The 18257-nt window shown below is 72.4% G+C and carries 20 protein-coding genes and 1 riboswitch; of the genes, 7 read left to right on the forward strand and 13 right to left on the reverse strand.

Translation table 11 applies throughout. From position 1 onward, the window contains the following. Positions 1-66 precede the first annotated feature (66 nt). Both ABZV06_RS07990 and ABZV06_RS07995 read right to left on the reverse strand, forming a co-directional pair. Positions 67-474, reverse strand: coding sequence for a hypothetical protein (locus tag ABZV06_RS07990; RefSeq protein WP_355241196.1), 408 nt, complete (start codon positions 472-474; stop codon positions 67-69). A 137-nt stretch (positions 475-611) separates the two neighbouring features. Beyond that, the gene (locus ABZV06_RS07995) at positions 612-755 is read right to left on the reverse strand and encodes a hypothetical protein (protein ID WP_355241199.1); all 144 of its coding nucleotides are present in this window, start codon (positions 753-755) and stop codon (positions 612-614) included. A 389-nt stretch (positions 756-1144) separates the two neighbouring features. Between ABZV06_RS07995 and ABZV06_RS08000 the strand changes: the two genes are divergently transcribed. Then, complete coding sequence (locus ABZV06_RS08000) at positions 1145-1507, forward strand: STAS domain-containing protein (protein WP_355241202.1); 363 nt, start codon at positions 1145-1147, stop codon at positions 1505-1507. A 14-nt stretch (positions 1508-1521) separates the two neighbouring features. Here the strand turns inward: ABZV06_RS08000 and ABZV06_RS08005 are convergent, their stop codons facing one another. Then, entirely contained in the window at positions 1522-1707 is a 186-nt protein-coding gene (locus ABZV06_RS08005) for a hypothetical protein (protein ID WP_355241205.1), read from the reverse strand. Positions 1708-1836: 129 nt separating this feature from the next. On the opposite strand from ABZV06_RS08005, the gene ABZV06_RS08010 reads away from it, so the two are divergent. After that, on the forward strand, positions 1837-2289 hold the full coding sequence (locus ABZV06_RS08010; RefSeq protein WP_355619649.1) for an SRPBCC family protein: 453 nt from the start codon (positions 1837-1839) through the stop codon (positions 2287-2289). Between the two features lie 46 nt (positions 2290-2335). Here the strand turns inward: ABZV06_RS08010 and ABZV06_RS08015 are convergent, their stop codons facing one another. Together ABZV06_RS08015 and ABZV06_RS08020 are read right to left on the reverse strand one after the other, a co-directional pair. Continuing rightward, entirely contained in the window at positions 2336-2863 is a 528-nt protein-coding gene (locus ABZV06_RS08015; RefSeq protein ID WP_355241211.1) for a hypothetical protein, read from the reverse strand. A 90-nt stretch (positions 2864-2953) separates the two neighbouring features. Beyond that, complete coding sequence (locus tag ABZV06_RS08020) at positions 2954-3973, reverse strand: hypothetical protein (RefSeq protein WP_355619713.1); 1020 nt, start codon at positions 3971-3973, stop codon at positions 2954-2956. Between the two features lie 53 nt (positions 3974-4026). Then, positions 4027-4158: riboswitch (cyclic di-AMP (ydaO/yuaA leader) on the reverse strand. Positions 4159-4413: 255 nt separating this feature from the next. Between ABZV06_RS08020 and ABZV06_RS08025 the strand changes: the two genes are divergently transcribed. After that, positions 4414-6243, forward strand: a complete 1830-nt coding sequence (locus ABZV06_RS08025; RefSeq protein ID WP_355619652.1) for an SGNH/GDSL hydrolase family protein — start codon at positions 4414-4416, stop codon at positions 6241-6243. A gap of 107 nt (positions 6244-6350) precedes the next feature. On the opposite strand, the gene ABZV06_RS08030 is transcribed toward ABZV06_RS08025, so the two are convergent. From ABZV06_RS08030 to ABZV06_RS08040, 3 genes are all read right to left on the reverse strand, one after another. Continuing rightward, positions 6351-7268 (reverse strand): cation diffusion facilitator family transporter, encoded by a 918-nt coding sequence (locus tag ABZV06_RS08030; RefSeq protein ID WP_355619655.1) that lies wholly within the window; start codon positions 7266-7268, stop codon positions 6351-6353. Between the two features lie 107 nt (positions 7269-7375). Beyond that, positions 7376-9493 carry an AAA family ATPase gene (locus tag ABZV06_RS08035; RefSeq protein ID WP_355241220.1) on the reverse strand — a complete coding sequence of 706 codons (2118 nt, stop codon included), beginning with the start codon at positions 9491-9493 and terminating at the stop codon, positions 7376-7378. 107 nt (positions 9494-9600) lie between these two features. Then, positions 9601-10578 (reverse strand): alpha/beta hydrolase, encoded by a 978-nt coding sequence (locus ABZV06_RS08040; protein ID WP_355241544.1) that lies wholly within the window; start codon positions 10576-10578, stop codon positions 9601-9603. A 147-nt stretch (positions 10579-10725) separates the two neighbouring features. Here ABZV06_RS08040 and ABZV06_RS08045 point away from each other — a divergent pair, with 147 nt between their 5' ends. Next, entirely contained in the window at positions 10726-11346 is a 621-nt protein-coding gene (locus ABZV06_RS08045; RefSeq protein WP_355619658.1) for a carbonic anhydrase, read from the forward strand. Between the two features lie 99 nt (positions 11347-11445). Here the strand turns inward: ABZV06_RS08045 and ABZV06_RS08050 are convergent, their stop codons facing one another. Further along, entirely contained in the window at positions 11446-11775 is a 330-nt protein-coding gene (locus ABZV06_RS08050; RefSeq protein WP_355241226.1) for a hypothetical protein, read from the reverse strand. 307 nt (positions 11776-12082) lie between these two features. Between ABZV06_RS08050 and ABZV06_RS08055 the strand changes: the two genes are divergently transcribed. Continuing rightward, positions 12083-12574, forward strand: coding sequence for a DUF3145 domain-containing protein (locus tag ABZV06_RS08055; RefSeq protein WP_007463525.1), 492 nt, complete (start codon positions 12083-12085; stop codon positions 12572-12574). Between the two features lie 95 nt (positions 12575-12669). Further along, positions 12670-14400 (forward strand): glycoside hydrolase family 3 N-terminal domain-containing protein, encoded by a 1731-nt coding sequence (locus ABZV06_RS08060; protein ID WP_355619661.1) that lies wholly within the window; start codon positions 12670-12672, stop codon positions 14398-14400. 23 nt (positions 14401-14423) lie between these two features. Here ABZV06_RS08060 and ABZV06_RS08065 read toward each other — a convergent pair whose 3' ends face one another. Genes ABZV06_RS08065 through ABZV06_RS08075 form a run of 3 tightly spaced genes read right to left on the reverse strand, consistent with a single transcriptional unit; the run spans position 14424 to position 16638 of the window. Beyond that, the gene (locus tag ABZV06_RS08065) at positions 14424-14717 is read right to left on the reverse strand and encodes a DUF1330 domain-containing protein (RefSeq protein WP_355241234.1); all 294 of its coding nucleotides are present in this window, start codon (positions 14715-14717) and stop codon (positions 14424-14426) included. A gap of 32 nt (positions 14718-14749) precedes the next feature. After that, the gene (locus ABZV06_RS08070; protein ID WP_355619664.1) at positions 14750-16183 is read right to left on the reverse strand and encodes an MFS transporter; all 1434 of its coding nucleotides are present in this window, start codon (positions 16181-16183) and stop codon (positions 14750-14752) included. Beyond that, positions 16180-16638, reverse strand: a complete 459-nt coding sequence (locus tag ABZV06_RS08075; RefSeq protein WP_355241239.1) for a MarR family transcriptional regulator — start codon at positions 16636-16638, stop codon at positions 16180-16182. Before ABZV06_RS08075 ends, ABZV06_RS08070 begins: the two co-directional genes overlap by 4 nt. Before the next feature lie 98 nt (positions 16639-16736). Here ABZV06_RS08075 and ABZV06_RS08080 point away from each other — a divergent pair, with 98 nt between their 5' ends. After that, positions 16737-16955, forward strand: a complete 219-nt coding sequence (locus tag ABZV06_RS08080; RefSeq protein ID WP_355241242.1) for a hypothetical protein — start codon at positions 16737-16739, stop codon at positions 16953-16955. A gap of 75 nt (positions 16956-17030) precedes the next feature. On the opposite strand, the gene fabF is transcribed toward ABZV06_RS08080, so the two are convergent. After that, the gene (fabF, locus tag ABZV06_RS08085) at positions 17031-18257 is read right to left on the reverse strand and encodes a beta-ketoacyl-ACP synthase II (protein ID WP_355619667.1); all 1227 of its coding nucleotides are present in this window, start codon (positions 18255-18257) and stop codon (positions 17031-17033) included.

Below are 18257 nucleotides of genomic sequence, written 5' to 3' on the forward strand. Positions count from 1 at the left end.
GTGTGCCAGGGCGTGTGTCAGAGCCCCTGGCCGGTCTCGGCTTGACCGAGGACTTCGACAAACGCCCTAGTCGTCCAGGCCGACGGGGGAGTTGGGGCGGTCGACGTCGACGAACTCGACGTCGTCCACCGCGCGGTCGTCTCGACTGCCGGCTGCGCGGGCGGCGGAGCCGACGGCCCAGCCGACCGCCGCGCCGACCAGCGCGGCGCCGATCAGCAGCGTCCACGGCAGCGCCGGCTGGCGGCCGGCAAGCGCGTCGAAGGCGCGCGAGGCGCGACGCCGTGCCTCCTCCGCCGCCGAGCCCACCAGGTCACCGGCGCCGTCGGCGAGGTCGCCGCTGCTGCGACGGGCCGACCGCGCGGTGTCCAGGACACTGTCTCCCGCGGAGCTGACGGCGGAGAGCAGTTGCTCCCACGCCTGGTCCGCAATCCGCTCCGGCTTGCTGCGCCGGTCCAGCAGGTTCGTTCCGAACATCGTGGTTACCTCCTCAGGTGCCGAAGCCGCCGGCCACTTCGGACCTCGGCGTCCGTCCAGCGCGACACGGTTCGCTGATTGCGCAGTGCCCCAGGCCGGTCCGGCGCAAACCCGGTCCGGCGTACCCTGCGGCCGGGTCAGCGCACCGCCACTGCGGCCACGCCACGTGCAAAATCGTCGTCATCGTCGTCGTCATCGTCGTCTCCGCCGCCGAAACCGCAGGCCAGTACGAGGGCGAGCAGGAGACCGACGCCGGCCAGCCCGGCCAGTCGCTTGATCATCGAAGGTCCTCTCCGTCACGGTGGGTGCCCCGGCCGATGCTAGACAGCGCCGGCAAGCACCTGGCCGGGTCGCACCGCGCTGGGCTGTGCGACACGCCGAGCCCAGGCCGGGACGGGCGTGCGGGGCGGGACGGATGTCGGGCTCGCCGCGCCGCGACCGCTACCCTGGTCCGGCGACGCGTCGGTTCCGACCGATGGTCGACTGATCAGATAACGAAAAGTATTGAATGATCAGATGCCGAAAAGTGGGGATATGGGCAACTTTGTGCGCCCGGATCCGTGAATTGCTCATCCCGAGGGGTGGCGACCGAGGCCGTTGGAGGAATACTCTCGGTCGCGGCCCGCGTACTGATGAGGCGCCCGGGGGACGGGCGGGTGGAGGTGCTCGCGTGAGCCTGTCGATCGTGAAGTCGGTCCTGTCCGGTGGTGTCGTCGAGATCGCCCCACGGGGTGAGATCGACGTCGACACAGCGTACGAGGTTCGTGAGGCGATTGCGGAGGTGCTGGCCAAGAGCCGGCCGCTCCGCATCGAGCTGAACATGAGGCTGGTCACCTTCATCGACTCCGTGGGCATCAGCGCCATGGTCGCCGGCTTCCAGACCGCCGAGGTCAGCGGCGTCAAGCTGGTCGTCACCGAGCCGAGTCGGTTCGTGCACCGTCAGCTCTGGGTGACCGGCCTGCTCGGTCTCTTCGGCGCGCCGGAGCCCTACTTCGCCGGAGCCGCCACCCGCGAGGTGCTTCCCGGCGCCTGAGTGCGGCACCACCGTCAGGACTGCTCGTCCAGACCGGTGAGGTCCACGTCGGTCACCTCGGTCACCGCCCCGAGCGCCAGGTTGTACACCTCGTCCAGCTCGTGGCGACTCAGGCGCTCATCGGGCACGTCCACGACCTCCTGCCGGGAGTCGTCCCGCCCGTCGTGCACGTACCCGCCGCTGCCGGAATCGCGGACCACGGCGTCCCATCAGCCGACCGTGGTGGGAACGCTGCGCGGATACCGGGACAACGCACGGTGTCCGTCCGGCCGATGCCAGCCGGGCGGGGGTACGGGACCATCGTGCGACCAGCGACGTCGGGAGACGGTGTGCTCAGCAGCGATACCTTCAGCTACACCGTCCAGGCCCGCTGCACCCGTGCCGAGGCGGCGGCGTTGTTGAGCGACCTGACGCGTCAGGGTGAGCTGCATCCCCTGATCATCCGGGTCCGCGAGGTGGCGCCTCGTCCGGGCGCCCGCGCCAGCTACACGATCAACGACAGGCTGGCGGCCGGCCCGCTGCGCTTTCGCACCACCTACCAGGCGGACGTGCTGGTCAGTGAACTCGACGAGATCGTCACCGTGGCCCGCCAGTGGCCGGCCACCACCGTGCGCAACCACACCCGGCTGCGTGCCGACTCGGACGGGCTGATCCGCATCGACGTCGACATCACCCTGCGCGCGCCGACACCCCTGTTCCGGTACGCCTTCCGCCAGGCCCGGGCCGCCCACCTCGCCCTGGCGGCACGCCTCGCCACGGTCCTGGACACGCACGCGGCATGATCGCGCTCGATCCAGCAAGGAGTGGCGTCGACGCGGCTCGTGGCCACTACTTCCTGGTTGTCGCCTGACCCAACGCCGCGCCCCGTGCGGGCCGCACCTGCGCCGTGCCGCGCCGGGGTAGGCGTCCCCAGGGCTTGTACGTGGAGAGCACCGTCGCGATGATCATGAGGGTGGTCGACACCGCCGGCGCGATCACCAGGTCGGCGCGGCCCCGGGCGGGTAGCGCGGCGCCCAGCGCGCCAGCCTCCCGCAGGTTCGGGGTGAGCAGGAACAGCACCAGCCCGACCATCACCGTCGTGATGACGAGCTTGATGAGCACCCACCGGTAGCGCAGCAGGCCCCAGGGAGTGAGCAGGGCGCTGGCGACGCCGACGAGCCAGACGAGCACGCTCAGCGGCGCGAAGAGCACGGTGCCGACGAGCCTGGCGACCGGGTAGACCACGTTCGGATCGGCGCCGCGTTGTGCCGCGATGCCGAGAGTGAGCAGCACCAGGTCGGTCCCCAGCCAGCCGAGGGACGTGACCAGGTGCAGGGTGAGCAGTGCCTTGCGGGTGGCGGGCGCGATTCTCGGCATACCGGAATGCTCCCGGCCCGGCCCGCGGTCGTCGTCCGACCGCCGACGACGTCCGGGGTACGCCCGCTGACGTACCCCGGACGGTCCCGGTCAGTACACCGACAGGTGTACGTGGTTGGTGTGGTCGCTGGAGGGGTCGCCACCCGCCCCGCTGTACGACTTCCAACCGCTGCTGGGCAGCCAGATCTGGCGGTACCAGATCACGTACAGCACCGCGAGCCGGTCGGCGTTGCGGATGAAGTACGCGGCCAGGTTGTTGCCGTACGTCTTGTCGGCACCGCTGGCGTCCCCGCCGAACCCGCCCTTCGCCGCGGCGAAGTCGCAGGCCCGGCCCTTGGGGTGCTCGCCGGAGCCGCCGGAGCGGTGACAGGAGACGTAGTGGGTGAAGCCGGCGGCCTTGGCCTGGTTGAGCGCGTGCAGGGTGCGGGGGGTGATGCAGCCGCTGGCCGGGGTGGGGTCGTCGATGCTGCACGACTCGGACGGCCAGGAGCCGTTGGAGTTGCGCGGGGCGGGCTGGGCGTTGGCGGTGGAGGTGCCGCGGTTGGAGCTGGTGTCGGCGGCGGTGGTGCGCGCCTTCGTGGTGGCGACGGTCAGGGCCCGCTCGGCCTGCTCCTTGCGCTTGGCCATCACCTCGACCTGCTTGCGCTGTTCACGGATCTCGCCGTCGAGGGCGACGCGGGTGCGGTTCGCCTCGTCCCTGATGGTGTGCAGGTCCCGCAGCACCCGGTCCTCGTTGGCGGCCACCACGTCCAGCGCGGCCGCCCGGTCCATGAAGCCCTCGGGAGTGTTGCTGTTCAGCAGGGCCGAGACGGTGCCGAGGCGGCCGGTCCGGTACGCGACGCCGGCGATCTCGCCGACCTTGCCGGTGCGGACGGTCATCTCGGCCTCGGTGGTCTTCAGCTTGACCGCGAGTTGCTGTTGCCGCTGGACTGAGGTGTCCAGGGCGCGCTTCGCGTCCAGGTAGCCCTTGCTGGCCGCATCGAGTTGGGCCCGCAGCGCGGGTGTGCCGCCCTCCTCGTCGCTGTCGGGCGCTGCGGCGGCCCGCAGGCCGCCGGGGGGAGCGGCGGTGGCGGCGCCCACCGGGAGCGCGATGCCGAGAGTGACCATCATGACGATCAGGGCCGCGAGTCGGGCGGCGGGTGGTCGTGCTGGTGCCACTACGCATGTCCTTCCGTCAGCCGCCGACCGGGTTAGCTGACGGGTTCGGGACGGAAGATCCCTACCGCTGACGCGGATGCACCCCAGGAACATGGTTCCCCGGTTCGCCCTGTCGGGCGATTAGGCGGCGGCCACCACCGGCGCCGGGAGGCGCCGCCGGGTGGAGGCCGGGACCGAGCTTACCGGTATCCCTGGGGCTGGTTGTAGTCAATGTGACGGAAGGTGTCTCCGCCGCCACCATCGGTCGATGGTCTGCCCTGAGGTCCCTCTCGCGGCTCATGGGTGCTGGAGCGTGCGTCCCGTTTCGGGGACCTCCTGTACTGCTCACGCTGCCGATAGGGTTTCTTTGTTTGGGCCGAGTGGCCAATCGACTTATCAGGATGGATCTAGTAGTGAAGCTTCGCAGATCGTTGGTTGTCTCGACGGTTGCCGTGCTCGTCGCGGCCGCCGTCATTCAGCCCGGTACGAGCGGCGCGGCGGCGTCCGCCACGACCACGGCAACAACCGCAACCGCAGCCGACGGGTGGACCGGTACCTGGTCGACGGCGTACGAGAACGCCGGTGGGGTCTTCCCGGCGCAGACCACGACCCGCCAGATCGTGCGCACGAGCATCGGTGGCACACAGGCCCGACTTCGGCTGTCCAACGTGTTCAACACCAAGGCGCTGACGCTGCAGGACTTCCACGTGGCGCGTCGGTCCTCCGGCTCGTCGATCGTTTTGTCCACCGACAAGGCGGTGACCTTCGGTGGGAAGTCGTCGGTGACCATCCCGGCCGGCGGCGAGGCGGTCAGCGACCCGGTGTCCTTCCAGGTGCTCGCCGAGTCCGACGTGGCGATCAGCTTCTACGCGCCCACCAGGGCCGAGAACGTCTCCAGCAAGCAGTTCGCCTTCTCCGACCAGTACATGGCCAACGGCAACGTCGTCGGCGCCCAGTCGCTGTCGGTGATCCAGCAGTTCTCCAGCTACTTCATCGTCTCCGACCTGGAGGTGATCAACAGTGCCGCGACGGGCGCGGTGGTCACCCTGGGCGCGTCGATCACCGAGGGGCACAGCTCGTCCTACAACACCAACCACCGGTACCCGAACCTGCTGGCGGCCCGCCTCAACGCGTCCGGCCGCACGGTGGGGGTGCTCAACGAGGGCATCGCGGGCAACCAGCTCCTGGGTGTCGGGACCGGGCCGAGCGCGCTGGACCGCTTCGACCGGGACGTTCTCGGCCGGTCCGGGGTACGGTCCGTGATCTTCGCGGACAACCCGATCAATGACCTGGCCAGCGGCCGGGAGCCGACCGGCACGCAACTGATCAACGGACTCCGGCAGCTCATCGCCAAGGCCCACGGCGCCGGCATCGCCTTCTACTGCGCCACCCTCACCCCGTTCAACGGGCACTGGGCCTGGTCCGCGTCCCACGAGACCGCACGCAGCGAATACAACACCTTCGTCCGTAGCTCGGGTTCCGGTTGCGACGCGTACGTCGACTTCGACGCCGCCACCCACGACCCGTCCGCACCGACGAAGTTCCGGTCGGACATGGACTCGGGCGACCACCTGCACCCCAACGACCTGGGTATGGAGGCGATGGCGAACGCCATCCCGCTCACCCTGTTCGGTGCCGGCGCACCGGTTCCGACGCCGCTCACCCTGGCCCAGGCGGTCAACAACGTGGCGGTCTCCGCCGACGCCAACACCAATCCGGCGGACTTCGACGGCGGGGGCGCGAGCTTCTCCGCCGAGGCTCTGGCGACTGCCAAGCTGGTCCGCGGTGCGACTGTCACCCTCAACGGTGTCAAGCTCACGTGGCCGTCGAGCGCCGGTACCGGCCAGCTGGACAACGTCATCGCCACCGGCCAGACCGTCACGGTGTCCGGTTCCGGTAACACCCTCGCGTTCCTCTTCTCGGCGGCTCACGGCCAGGGCACCGGCACCGGCACGATCACGTACACCGACGGCACGACGCAGGCGTTCACCCTGACGTCGCCGGACTGGTTCGTGACCGCGACGCCCGCCGCGCCCACCACGTTGGTGGCCGTTGCCGCCTACCAGAACCGGCAGGGCAACACGCGGTACGACAGCCCGAGCGCGGTGTTCGGTGTCACCGTGCCGTTGGCTTCGGGCAAGACCGTCGCCCGGGTGACGTTGCCGGTCGCGGGCGTCGCTCCCGTGCAGGCGGGGACCCCCACCCTGCACATCTTCGCCGCCGCTGTCGGTACGCGTTCCTGACCGTGCCACCGCCTCCTTGGTGGGGCGGCATCGCCGGGGTCACCGTCCCTGCCTCGCGCGGGGCGGTGACCCCGGCGCTGCCCTGTCGTGGCTGACCGTGGACGACCTCACCACTCGACGGAGCCGCAGACGCCCGGGGCGGCCCCGGGCTCGATCTGCAACGTGGCGTGCTCGATGCGGAAGTCGTCCCGCAGGGCGGTACGCGCCGCGGTGAGCACCGCGCCGACCTCCGCGCCCGGTGCCATGGTCAGGTGCGCGGAGGCCACCTCCATGCCGGAGGTGAGCGTCCAGACGTGCAGGTCGTGCACCTCGACCACACCGGGCACCGCGGCCAGTCGGTCGTGCACGGCGGTGACCTGGAGGTGTTCCGGGGCGGCCTGCACCAGGATGCGGACGGCGGCGCGCCCGAGCCGCCAGGTGCGCGGCAGGATGAACACCCCGATGGCGACCGCGACCAGCGGATCGGCCCACCACCAGTCGGTGACCGCGATGAGCAGGGCCGCACCGATCACGCCGATGGAGCCGAGCAGGTCGCCCAGCACCTCCAGATAGGCGCCCTGCAGGTTGATGCTCTCCCGCGCGCCGGTGCGCAGCAGCGCGAACGCGATCACGTTCGCGAGCAGTCCGAGGACGGCCACCACGAGCATCGGGCCGCTCAGCACCTCGTGCGGGTTCCCGAACCGGCCGATCGCCTCGATCACCACGTAGACCGCGACGCCGGAGAGCAGGACGGCGTTGGCCAGGGCGGCGAGCACTTCGAGGCGGTAGAGCCCGAACGTGCGTTGCGGATCGCCGGTGGCCCGTCGGGTGGCGGTGATGGCGGCGAGCGCCATCCCGATGCCGAGCACGTCGGTGAACATGTGCCCGGCGTCGGAGAGCAGGGCCAGTGAGCCGGTGTGGAAGGCGGCGACCGCCTCGACCACCATCAGGGCGGCGAGCAGTCCGAAGGCGGCCCAGAGCCGTCCCCGATGCTGGTGGGCGGCGTTGGCGACCGACCCGTGGTGGTGGTCATGACCTGCTCCCACGAAACCCACCCTCCGACGCCGCCCGGGACCGGGTCAAATGTATGCTCACATCGCTATGTGTGCAAGTGTAAGGACGGGCCCGCCCACGGACACCGCCAACGCGACACTCAGGCGGTCGGGTCGACGGTGGTGAGCCGCTGGGTGGCACGGGAGAGCGCCACGTAGAGCGTGCGCACGCCGGAGCCCGGATCGGCCCGGATCTCGCTCGGGGCGACCAGCACGACTCCGTCGTACTCCATGCCCTTGGCCTCCAGGCTGGTCACCACCTGGAGGCGCGTCGCGGCGAGCGCGCCGAGCCAACCGGCGACCTCGTCGCGGCGGGTGACCGGCGTGATCACGCCGACCGTGCCGTCGACCTCGGCCAGCAGGCCGGTGGCCGCCTCCACCACCGCGGCCTCGAGCCCGGCGGGCGGCACCACCAGCTCGACCGGGTCGACCCCGGTGGAGCGGACGGCGTTCGGCAGGGACAGGTCCGGATAGAGCCGACGGATCTCCGCCGCGGCCACCGCGAAGATCTCCGCCGAGTTGCGGTAGTTGGTGGTGAGCGTGAACTCGTGGCGCGGGCGCCGGCCCAGCGCCTGGTCGCGGGCCCGGGTCAACTCCTCGGGGTCGCCGGTCCACGCGGTCTGCGCCGGATCGCCCACCACCGTCCACGAGGCCAGGCGTCCCCGCCGGCCGATCATCCGCCACTGCATGGGCGAGACGTCCTGCGCCTCGTCGACCACCACGTGTGCGTACTCGCGGTAGTCCTCCGGCCGCTCCCGGGCCGCCGCCCGCGCCGCCTGCTGGCGGTCGGCGGCGGTGCTCAGCTCACGGACGCCGCCCGCGAGCAGGAACGGGTCGCGCCGGGCCCGCGCCGGCTTCGCCGGCTTACCGAGCAGCGCGTCCAGTTCGTCGAGCAGCGCCACGTCCGCGATGGTCAGGCCCGCGGTCTCCAGACTCTGGTACGCCGTGCCGAGCAGCCGGATCTCCGCGCCGGAGAGGATCCCGCCGGCGTACCGGCGCAGCCGATCCGGTCGGGCCAGCCAGCCGAGAACGTGTCGGGGGTGCAGGCGGGGCCACCACGCCTTGAGGAACTCCCGGAACTCCGGCCGCTCGGCGATCTCGCCCTCGAAGGCCCGCTGCTCGGGCAGCCGGCCGATGTTCAGCCGACGTGCCTGCGCCCACAGCGCGGCGAAGACGCCGTCGAAGCCGGCGCGACGGGCCTCGTTGCGCCGGGCGCCCCGGTGCAGCGCACGGTCCCGGATGGCGTCCAGCTCCCGGCGGTCCAGCCGCAGCAGCCCTCCCCGGTAGAGCAGCCGCAGCTCGGCCGGCGCTCCCGGCGCGGCGTCGCGGGCCGCCCGCTCCAGGACCCGGCGCATCCGCAGCGAGCCCTTCACGGCCGCCACCTCGGGCGGATCGGTGCGGGTGGCCGTCATCTCCGGGAACAGGGTGCCCAGCGAGTGCAGGGTCGCCGTTTCCTCGCCGAGCGACGGCAGCACCGAGGCGATGTACTCGACGAAGACGGTCGACGGCCCGACCACCAGGATGCCGCCGCCGGCGTACCGGCTGCGGTCGGAGTAGAGCAGGAAGGCCGCCCGGTGCAGGGCGACCGCCGTCTTGCCGGTGCCCGGGCCGCCCGCGACGATCGTCACACCGGAGCCGGGAGACCGGATCGCCTCGTCCTGCTCACGCTGGATGGTCGCCACGATGTCACGCATGCCCCGGCCGGTGGCCCGGGAGAGGGTGGCCAGCAGCGCGCCGTCACCCACCACCGTCATCCCCTCTTCGGCGGCGTCCGGGTCCAGCAGGTCGTCCTCGATGCGGGTGACCCGCTCACGCTGGGACCCGATGGTGCGGCGGCGCACCACGCCCAGCGGCTGCGCGGGAGTGGCCTGGTAGAACGCGGAGGCGGCCGGCGCCCGCCAGTCGACGACGAGCGTGGTGGCATCGTCGTCGCGGATGCCGAGCCGCCCGACGTGCAGCACCTGCCGGTCGCGCAGGTCCAGGCGGCCGAAGACCAGCCCCTCGTGCTCGGCGTCCAGGGTGTGCCGCCGCCGCGCCGCGTGGAAGACCATCGCGTCGCGCTCGACCAGCGCGCCGAATGTGCCCACCCGCGCCATCCGGTAGCCGTCCCGCTCGGCGCGCACCGCCGACTGCCGCAGCTCGGCCAGTCGGGCGTACACCCGGTCGAGGTGCCGTTGCTCGACGGCGATCTCCTGCTCCAGGGCGGTCTGGTCGGTCAACGCACGCTCCTTAGATGTCGCCGGCAAGCGGCGAGAACCGCGCGGGCCAACCGCAGAAGGGTACGGCCCCCGGCCCGGCCCGCCGCGCCCGAGGTGCGTGGACGTGCTCAGCGACCCGCAGCGACGGCGCCCGCGTCGAGCCCGCGCGGCGACGGCGTGGCACTCGCGTCGCGCCCGTGTGGCCCCGACCGGGCCACCACCTGACCCAGCACCCCGGTGAGCGCGGCGTTCACCTCGTCCGGACGCTCCAACATCAGCATGTGCCCCGCGCCCGGGCAGACGGTCAGCTCGGTCGCCGGCAGGGCGGCGGCGATCGACTCGGCGCACGGCGGCGGGGTCAGCCGGTCCCGGTCACCCACCAGGGCGGCAGCCGGCAGGTGGCCGAGGGCGGTGAGCGTGTCCAGCCGGTGCTGGGCGCCGATCGAGGCCCGGAAACCGCCGATCGAACGCAGCGAGGCGCGGGCCACCGCCGAGGTGACCAGGCGGATGTCGGACGGGTCGCAACGGTCGCCGAAGAGCATCCACCGGATGCTCGGTTGCAGCGCGTTCAGCAGCGCCCGGGGCGCCCGCCACGAACCGCACCGGGCCAGTACGCCGGCGCCTGTCGTCTCGGCGAGCCGGATCAGCCGGGCGATGCGCGGCGAGAGCCCGTACACGGTGTGCGTGTGCCCCTCGGCGGTGGTGGAGACGAAGACCAGGCCCGCCGTACGGGCGGCGAAGTGCGCCCGGTGGCGGTGCGCGTATTCCATGATCGTCATGCCACCCATCGAGTGCCCCACCAGGACCACCCGGCCGCTCGGCGCGACCGCGTCGAGGACGGCGGCCAGGTCGTCACCGAGCTGGGCCAGGGTGGCCGTGGGCAGCGGCATGCAGCTCGACCGGCCGTGGCCCCGCGCGTCGTAGGTGACCGCCCGCACCGCGTCGCCGAACGACGACGTGAGCGCGTCGAGCTGCCGGTGCCAGCTCCGCCCGTCCAGCGTCCAGCCGTGCAGCAGGACGGCCGTGACCGGGGCGTCCGCCGGCCCGGTGGTCTCGACGTGCAGTCGTACGCCGTCGGACATACCGACCTCGAACCGCTCCGGCATCGCCACCTCCCAGGGCCGCCCAGGCATCACCAGCACCGGGATACCCGGCGGTAACACGGGCTACCCGCCACGACGCCACGCCAATCGCGCCGGAGCGAAATTCCCGACGCCACCCGCGGCCGTCGGCGGCGCGCCAAGCTGAACGGCATGAGGGTGGCGGGGCAGGAGCGGCAGGCCGGCGGCACGCCCCGCGCCGCGCTCGCCGAACTGCTCTCCGGCAACCGGCGGTTCGTCAGCGGCCAACCCGTGCACGGCCACGACGTCACCGCCGCGGCCGCCGCCTCCGGCGACCAACAGCCGTACGCGGTGGTCCTCGGCTGCATCGACTCGCGCGTGCCGCTGGAAGCGATCTTCGACCAGACCTTCGGCGCGATCTGCGTGATCCGCACCGGTGGGCACGTGCTCGACCGCGCGGTGTGCGGCTCCATCGAGTACGTGGTCGGCCAGCTGGGCGTACCGCTGGTGCTGGTGCTCGGCCACGAGCGCTGCGGGGCGGTGGGCGCGGCGGTGGACGCGCTGCGTACGGGGGAGCGGCCCGGCGCCTCGCTGGCCCACCTGGTCGACGAGATCGCCCCGGCGGTCACCGAGGTGGGGCTCGACGATCCGGCGGTGCACCAGCTGTCGATCCGCCGGCACGTCCGCCGTACGGTCCACACGCTGCGCGAGGACGACCTGCTGGCCGGGCCGGTGGCCGCCGGCCGGGTGGCCGTGGTCGGCGGCCTGTACGACCTGAGCACCGGCGAGGTCGCCCTGCTCGACCCGGCCTAGGTGTTCTGCCCTGGGACCCGGACGCTGGGACCCAAACGCGAAACCGCCCGCCGGGAACTCCCGGCGGGCGGTCTGCTGGTGCTGTGGTGGGGGAGGGGCTCAGCCCTCGAAGACGCCGGCCGCGACCAGACGCTTCTCGGTGGCCTCCCAGCCGTCGTTCGGGTGAACGCTGGCCAGGTTGTTGATCTCCGCCCGGATCTTGGCGGCGTGGCCGGCGGCGGCCAGCACCCGGATCTCCTCGACGAAGGCGTCGGAGTCGGTGCGCAGGTGCGCGGTCTTGCCGTTGGTCAGGTTCCGCACGTAGGCGTGCTTGCCGCCGTTGAGCGGGATGAGGTACTTGAACTCGCCCAGCACGCTGAGGGCGCCACCCTGGCCAGCCTGGCCGGCCCGGACGGACGCGCGCGCGGTCTTAGAGGTGTTGCTCGCCACGGAGGTACTCCTTGCAAGACGTACGGGAGGACTGGACGTCCGGGGGCTGTGTGCGGGTGACACGGGGTCGGCCCGCAGAGGTGTAACGCGGCAGAAGCCGCCGATGGAACTGTACAGGACCACGACATCAGGCTGGTCGTCGCGGTGTCCTGAGAGGCAACGGAGACCACCCGTCCGGCTATTCCGGGAGGCGTTTTTTCCGATTCCCTGGCGCACCATCCGTCACAGCAGTCATCATGTGTTGCAGCAGCCACTCGGGTGAACGAGGTCGTAGGGGAAGACGCACCTCGCTCTCCGGGAGGTCACCGTGCCAACGCGTGGCGTCGTATACGTCCACTCGACCCCGCTCGCCGTGTGCTCGCACGTCGAGTGGGCGATCGCGCGCGTCCTAGCCGCGCCGGTCAACCTGCAGTGGACGGCTCAGCCCGTCGACCCCGGCGCCCGCCGGGCCGAGTGCGGGTGGACCGGCCGTCCGGGGACGGGCGCCGAGCTGGCTGCTGCCCTCCGGCAGTGGCCCATGATCCGTTTCGAGGTCACCGAGGAGCCGAGTCCCGGCGCCGACGGTGAGCGCTTCATGTACGTGCCTGCCCGTGGTCTGTTCCGGGCCACCGTCGGCGCGGCCGGTGACATCCAGCTCGGCGAGGACCGGCTGCGGGCCCTGATGGCCTCCGCCCGGGCCCCGGAGGCGTTGTCGCACGCCCTCGACAAGGCGCTCGGCACGGCATGGGACGCTGACCTGGAGCCCTACCGGTACGCCGGGGACGGCGCGCCGGTGACGTTGCTCACCCGGGTCGGCTGAGGTGGGTCCTCCCACGCTGCCCACCTCGGTGTCGGGGCACCCCCACGGCGGCGACCGGTAAGGTCAAGTTGCCCCGATAAGGGGGAACTGGTGGGATGGACGACGTGCCGATTCGCCCGCGACACGCCGCCGTCGCCGTCGCCGCCCTGACCGCCCTGCTCGTGTCCGGCTGTTCGGGCACCCCGGATCCCGACCCGACGCCCGGCCCGACCGGCGTCTCGGCGGCCCCGAGCGCCCCCGCCTCGCCTCCCACCGACGACCCGGCCGCCCGGGCCGCCGCGCTGGTCGCGACGCTCTCCGACGAGGACCTGGCCGGGCAGGTGCTGATGCCGTACGCGTACGGCGACTCGGCCACGAAGGTCTCGACCGGCTCGGCGGCCGGCAACCAGGCGCTCGCCGGTGTCGACACCCCCGCGGAGATGATCGCCAAGTACCGCCTCGGCGGGTTGATCCTGGTCGGCTTCAGCGCCGACGACCCCACCAAGGGCAACCAGGAGACCACGAATGTTGAGAACCCGAAGCAGGTCCACGACCTGACCACCGGGCTGCGCGGTGCCGCCGGGCGGCTGGCCGCCGGCCCGGCGCCCTTCCTGATCGGCACCGACCAGGAGTACGGCGTGGTCACCCGCGTCACCGACGGGGTCACCATCCTGCCCAGCGCCCTCGCCGCTGGCGCGGCCGGCGACCCGAAGCTGACCGAGGCCGCCTGGCGGGCCGCCGGCGCCGAACTCGCCGCGATGGGCATCAACATCGACTTCGCCCCGGTGGCCGACGTGCTGGCCACCCGCAGCACGGTCATCGGCTCGCGGTCGTTCGGCGCCGACCCGAAGATCGCCGCCGCGCAGGTGGGCGGCGCGGTCCGGGGTCTACAGGCCAGCGGCGTCGCGGCGACCCTGAAGCACTTTCCCGGGCACGGCCACAGCGCGGACGACTCGCACAAGGACCTGCCGGTGCTCACCCAGTCCGCAGCGGCATTGCAGGCTGGCGCGTGGCCGCCGTTCAGCGCCGGGTTCGAGGCCGGCGCGATGGCCGTGATGTCCGGCCACCTCGACGCGCGGGCCATCGACCCGGGCACCCCGGCGACCTTCTCGCACAAGCTGCTCACCGACGTCCTGCGCGGTCAGCTCGGCTTCAAGGGCGTGGTGATCACCGACGGGATGAACATGCCGCCGGCGAAGCGGTGGGCGCCCGGCGAGGCCGCCGTCCGGGCGTTGAAGGCCGGCAACGACCTGATCCTCATGACCCCGAACGTCGGCCAGGCGTACGACGGGCTGCTCGCTGCCCTGCGTGACGGGTCGCTGCCCCGGGCCCGGCTCGTCGACGCGGTCACCCGGGTGTTGACCATGAAGTTCCGGCTGGCGGCGGCCCCGGCCGAGCCGATGTCCACGCTCAACACCCCGGCCCACCGGGCGGCGGCGGACGCGCTGGCCGCCGGAGCGGTCACCGTGCTGCGTGGGGCCTGCGGCGGCGCGGTACGCGGGCCCGTCACCGTCACCTCCTCCGGAGGGCGGGACGGCACCCGGGCCGCGCTCACCGCCGCGCTGAAGGCGGCCGGCGTGACCGTGAAGCCGAGCGGCGGGACGGTGGTGCACCTGGTCGGCTACGGGGACGGCGAGAAGGACCTGAGCGCCGACGCGGCGGTCACCGTCGCCATGGACACCCCGTACGTGCTGGCCAAAGCCAAGTCGCCGACGTTGCTGGCGACGTACTCCTCCAGTCGGGCGTCGATGACCGCGCTCGCCGCCGTGCTGGCCGGCAAGGCCCGCCCGGGCGGCCGGTCACCGGTGGCCGTGTCCGGCCTGCCCGCCACCACCTGCACGAGCTGACACACCGGCACGCCGGACGTCGGTCAGTCGCTGCCCTCGACGATGCGGAAGTCGCGCTCGACGCCGTCGGAGAGGACGGCCAGCGCCTCCTGGTAGGCCGCACTGTCGTGCGCCGCGACGGCCTGCTCGAAGCTGTCGAACTCGATCAGTACGGTGCGCTCGGCGATCCCGGCGTCGTACGCGGCGACCCGACCGCCACGGACGAGGACCCGCCCGCCACCGGCTGCGACGGCCGCAGCGGCCAGCTCGTTGTAGGCGGCCAGCTTGTCGGGGTCGGAGATGGTGCGGTAGGCGCTGACCCAGTAGCCCTTGGGCATGGAATCTCCAGTGTGGGATGCGTGCATCTGACTCACGGGTTGGTCTCGGACGAGCGTCGGCGCGCGAGAGCGAGGCTGGTCAGCGTCGTGATCGCCATGGCGCCGACGCCGACCAGCGCCGCCGTGGTGTAGGCGCTGTCGGCGGGAAAGAGCCGGCCGGGGTCGGTGCCCGCAGCCAGGATCAGACCGCCGATGGCGCTGCCCAGCGAGTAGCCGACGCTGCGGACGACGTAGTTGAAGCTCATGGCGCTCGACGTCTCGCTCCTGGGAGTGACGGCCAGGATGACGCCGGGCATCGCGGCCGAGAAGCCGCCGACGCCGAAGCCGAGCACGCCCATCGCCGCGAACAGTTCGGCCAGGTCCGACCGGGCCGCCGCGAACAGGACGAAGCCGCCGCCGACCACCACGGCGCTGCCGGCCAGCAGCAGGGGGTCGGCGACCCGCGTCCGGACCCACGGGGTGAGCTTGCCGGCGACGAACCCCAGCAGTGAGAACGGGATGAGGACCAGCCCGGCGACGAAGGTCGTCAGCCCGAAGCCGTACCCGACGCCGCGTGGCGTCTGCGCGTACCGGGTGATGAGCGTGAGCAGGAGGTACATGCCGATCCCGCCGACGAACATGGCGAGGTTCGCCCCTGCGACCGCCGGGTGCCGCACCGCCCGCAGATCCACCAGGGGCGTCGTGCTGCGCAGCTCGATGACGGCCCAGACGCAGAGCAGCACCGCCGCGCCGACGGCGAGGCCCGCCGCCACGGCGAGGTGCCGACTCCACAGATTCCGTTCGCCGGCGAGGAACAGCACCAGGAGCAGCGCAGCGGCCAGGACGACCGCGCCTGCCACGTCGACGTGGGCGGAGCGGCCTTCTGGCGCCTCGGGCACGGAACGCCACGCGGTCAGGAGGGCGGCGGCGGTGACGACCAGGCCGAGGCCGTAGGCGGCCCGTACTCCACCGAGCTCGGCGAGCAGTGCGGCCAGTGGGTAGCCGACCCCGGCTCCGATGATCGAGACCACCGAGATCAACGCGATCACGGCCGCGCCGCGCTCCTCGGGGAGGTGGTCCCGGGCCACCCCCATCATCAGTGCCGTGAGCCCGAGCCCGACGCCCTGGGCCGCCCTGCCGGCCAGGAGCCACGCGAACGGCAGTGGCAGCACGGTGAGCGCGCTGCCGGCGACGACGACAGCCAGCGTGGCGAGGATCGTGGCCCGCCGGTGCGGGCCGGCACCGAGCCGGCCCAGGACCGGCGTGGCGACGGCACCGCTGAGCAGCGCGACGGTCAGCGTCCACTGCGCGCTGCCGAGCGAGACGTGCAACGACGTCGCCACGCTGGTGATGAGTGGCGTCCCGAGGCTGGCGACCGCCGCCACGACCAGAGCGATGAACAGCAGAGCGGGGACCAGCAGCCGCGCCTCGGAACGCGTCTGCGGAAACGCCTCCACCGCGACCCCGTCGGCCGGCTGCCCGGTCACTGCTGCGGCCCCTCGCGGTCCTGGTTGTCGAGCTCGGCCAGATGCGTCAGCGCCGGAAGGGCCGCCACCAGCGCCTCGACCTCGTCGCCGGTCAGCTCGTCGATCAACCGCTCGAACGCGTGGACGCCCGCCTGGCGTCGCGTCCGGACATAGGCGGCGCCGGCCTCGGTCAGACACACCAACGTGACCCGCCTGTCGGACGCGTCGCCCCGCCGCTCGACCAGGCCGGACACCTCCATCACCCGGACCAGGGTCGTCATCGCCGGCTGGGTGATGCCCTCGACCGCGGCCAGATCGGTGATGCGCCGTGGGCCGGTCCGGTCCAGGGTGGCCAGGGTGGCGGCGGACGTCAGGCTCATGTCCCGGGGCAGGCGTCTCGCGGCCCTGGTGGCCAGGGCGTAGAGGGCTGCCCCGATGGCGGCGGACGCGCCAGGAGGAGTGTCTGGACGACTCACACCAGAAGCATAGCCCTTTTATATTCATCGTCTATGCACATGAGCTCGGCACGGGAATCCGGTCGCGCTGGCAGTGCCATCCTGGCAGCGTGTCGGCCATGGGTCAGGCGCAGGGCTTCCGGTACGACCAGCGGGCCGACGGCACGGTGGTGATCACCCATCACGGCCGGGTGGCGGGCACGCTGCGCGGCGCCCGAGCGGCGGAGTTCCTCGCCGAGGTCGACGACGACCCGCAGCTCGTGATGGCCCGCTGGACGGGCAACTACCGCCACGGCAACGAGCGCACCGCCCGGCAGCACCCCCGCAACCGGGGTTGAGCACACGAAAAGGGCCCCCTCGCGTGCGGGGGCCCTTTCGCTGACCTGCGGATCGGCCGTCTCACGGCCGCTGCCTCACGGCCGGGCGAAGACCAGAGCCACGTTGTGGCCGCCGAAACCGAACGCGTTGTTCAGCGCGGCGGGGATCTCCATGTGGCGTGGCTTGTGCGCGGCGACCTCCAGGCTCAGCCCGGGTTCCGGGTCGTCCAGGTTGATCGTCGGAGGCACGACGCCGTCACGGATGGCCAGGATCGTGGCGATCGACTCCAACGCGCCGGCCGCGCCGAGCAGGTGGCCGGTCATCGACTTCGTCGCCGCCAGCACCGGGTGGTCGCCGAGCGCCTTGTGCAGCGCGCCGATCTCCAGCATGTCGCCGACCGGGGTCGACGTGGCGTGCGCGTTGACGTGCACGATGTCCTGCTTCGCGATGTCCGCGTCCGCGATGGCCCTGGCGATGGCCCGGATGGCGCCCTCACCCTCGGCGTGCGGCTGCACGATGTCGTACGCGTCGGAGGTGATGCCGGCGCCCGCGAGGCGTGCGTACACCCGGGCGCCCCGTGCCGCGGCGTGGTCGGCCCGCTCCAGCACCACGATGCCCGCGCCCTCACCGAGGACGAAGCCGTCGCGGCCGGTGTCCCACGGACGGGAGGCGCGTTCCGGGTCGTCGTTACGGGTCGACATGGCCCGCATCGAGCTGAACCCGGCGATCGGCAGCGGGTGGATGACCGCCTCGGTGCCGCCGGCCACCACCACGTCGGCCCGGCCGGCGCGGATGATGTCCAGGCCGAGCGCGATCGCCTCCGCGCCGGTCGCGCAGGCACTGGCCACCGTGTGCACGCCGGCCTTGGCGCCCAGCTCCAACCCGACCCAGGCAGCCGGACCGTTGGGCATCAGCATCGGGATCGTGTGCGGGGAGACCCGCCGCGGCCCGGACGCCTCCAGGATGTCGTCCTGGGCGAGCAGGGTGGTGGCGCCGCCGATACCGGAGCCGACGCTGACCGCCAGGCGTTCGGAGTCCAGGCCGGCATCCGCCAGACCGGCGTCCGCCCAGGCCTGCTGCGCCGCGATGAGCGCGATCGCCTCGGAGCGGTCCAGCCGGCGCAGGCGAACCCGGTCCAGCACCTCGGACGGCTCCACGGCCAGTTGGGCGGCGATCCGGACCGGCAGTTGCGCGGCCCACTCCTGGGTGAGAGCACTCACCCCGGAGCGGCCGGCGAGCATGGCGTCCCAGGTCGACGCGACGTCCCCGCCAAGCGGGGTCGTCGCGCCGAGCCCGGTGACGACGACGTCAGGACGACTCAT

The sequence above is a fragment of the Micromonospora sp. NPDC005172 genome, assembly GCF_040608555.1.
In the GTDB taxonomy this organism is placed as follows: Bacteria; Actinomycetota; Actinomycetes; order Mycobacteriales; family Micromonosporaceae; genus Micromonospora.

Coding starts and splice junctions, on each gene's coding strand:
- ABZV06_RS07990 (WP_355241196.1), bottom strand. CDS start 474: ATGTTCGGAACGAACCTGCTGGACCGGCGCAGCAAGCCGGAGCGGATT.
- ABZV06_RS07995 (WP_355241199.1), bottom strand. CDS start 755: ATGATCAAGCGACTGGCCGGGCTGGCCGGCGTCGGTCTCCTGCTCGCC.
- ABZV06_RS08015 (WP_355241211.1), bottom strand. CDS start 2,863: ATGCCGAGAATCGCGCCCGCCACCCGCAAGGCACTGCTCACCCTGCAC.
- ABZV06_RS08020 (WP_355619713.1), bottom strand. CDS start 3,973: ATGATGGTCACTCTCGGCATCGCGCTCCCGGTGGGCGCCGCCACCGCC.
- ABZV06_RS08040 (WP_355241544.1), bottom strand. CDS start 10,578: ATGCCGGAGCGGTTCGAGGTCGGTATGTCCGACGGCGTACGACTGCAC.
- ABZV06_RS08045 (WP_355619658.1), top strand. CDS start 10,726: ATGAGGGTGGCGGGGCAGGAGCGGCAGGCCGGCGGCACGCCCCGCGCC.
- ABZV06_RS08060 (WP_355619661.1), top strand. CDS start 12,670: ATGGACGACGTGCCGATTCGCCCGCGACACGCCGCCGTCGCCGTCGCC.
- ABZV06_RS08065 (WP_355241234.1), bottom strand. CDS start 14,717: ATGCCCAAGGGCTACTGGGTCAGCGCCTACCGCACCATCTCCGACCCC.
- ABZV06_RS08080 (WP_355241242.1), top strand. CDS start 16,737: ATGGGTCAGGCGCAGGGCTTCCGGTACGACCAGCGGGCCGACGGCACG.
- fabF (WP_355619667.1), bottom strand. CDS start 18,257: ATGAGTCGTCCTGACGTCGTCGTCACCGGGCTCGGCGCGACGACCCCG.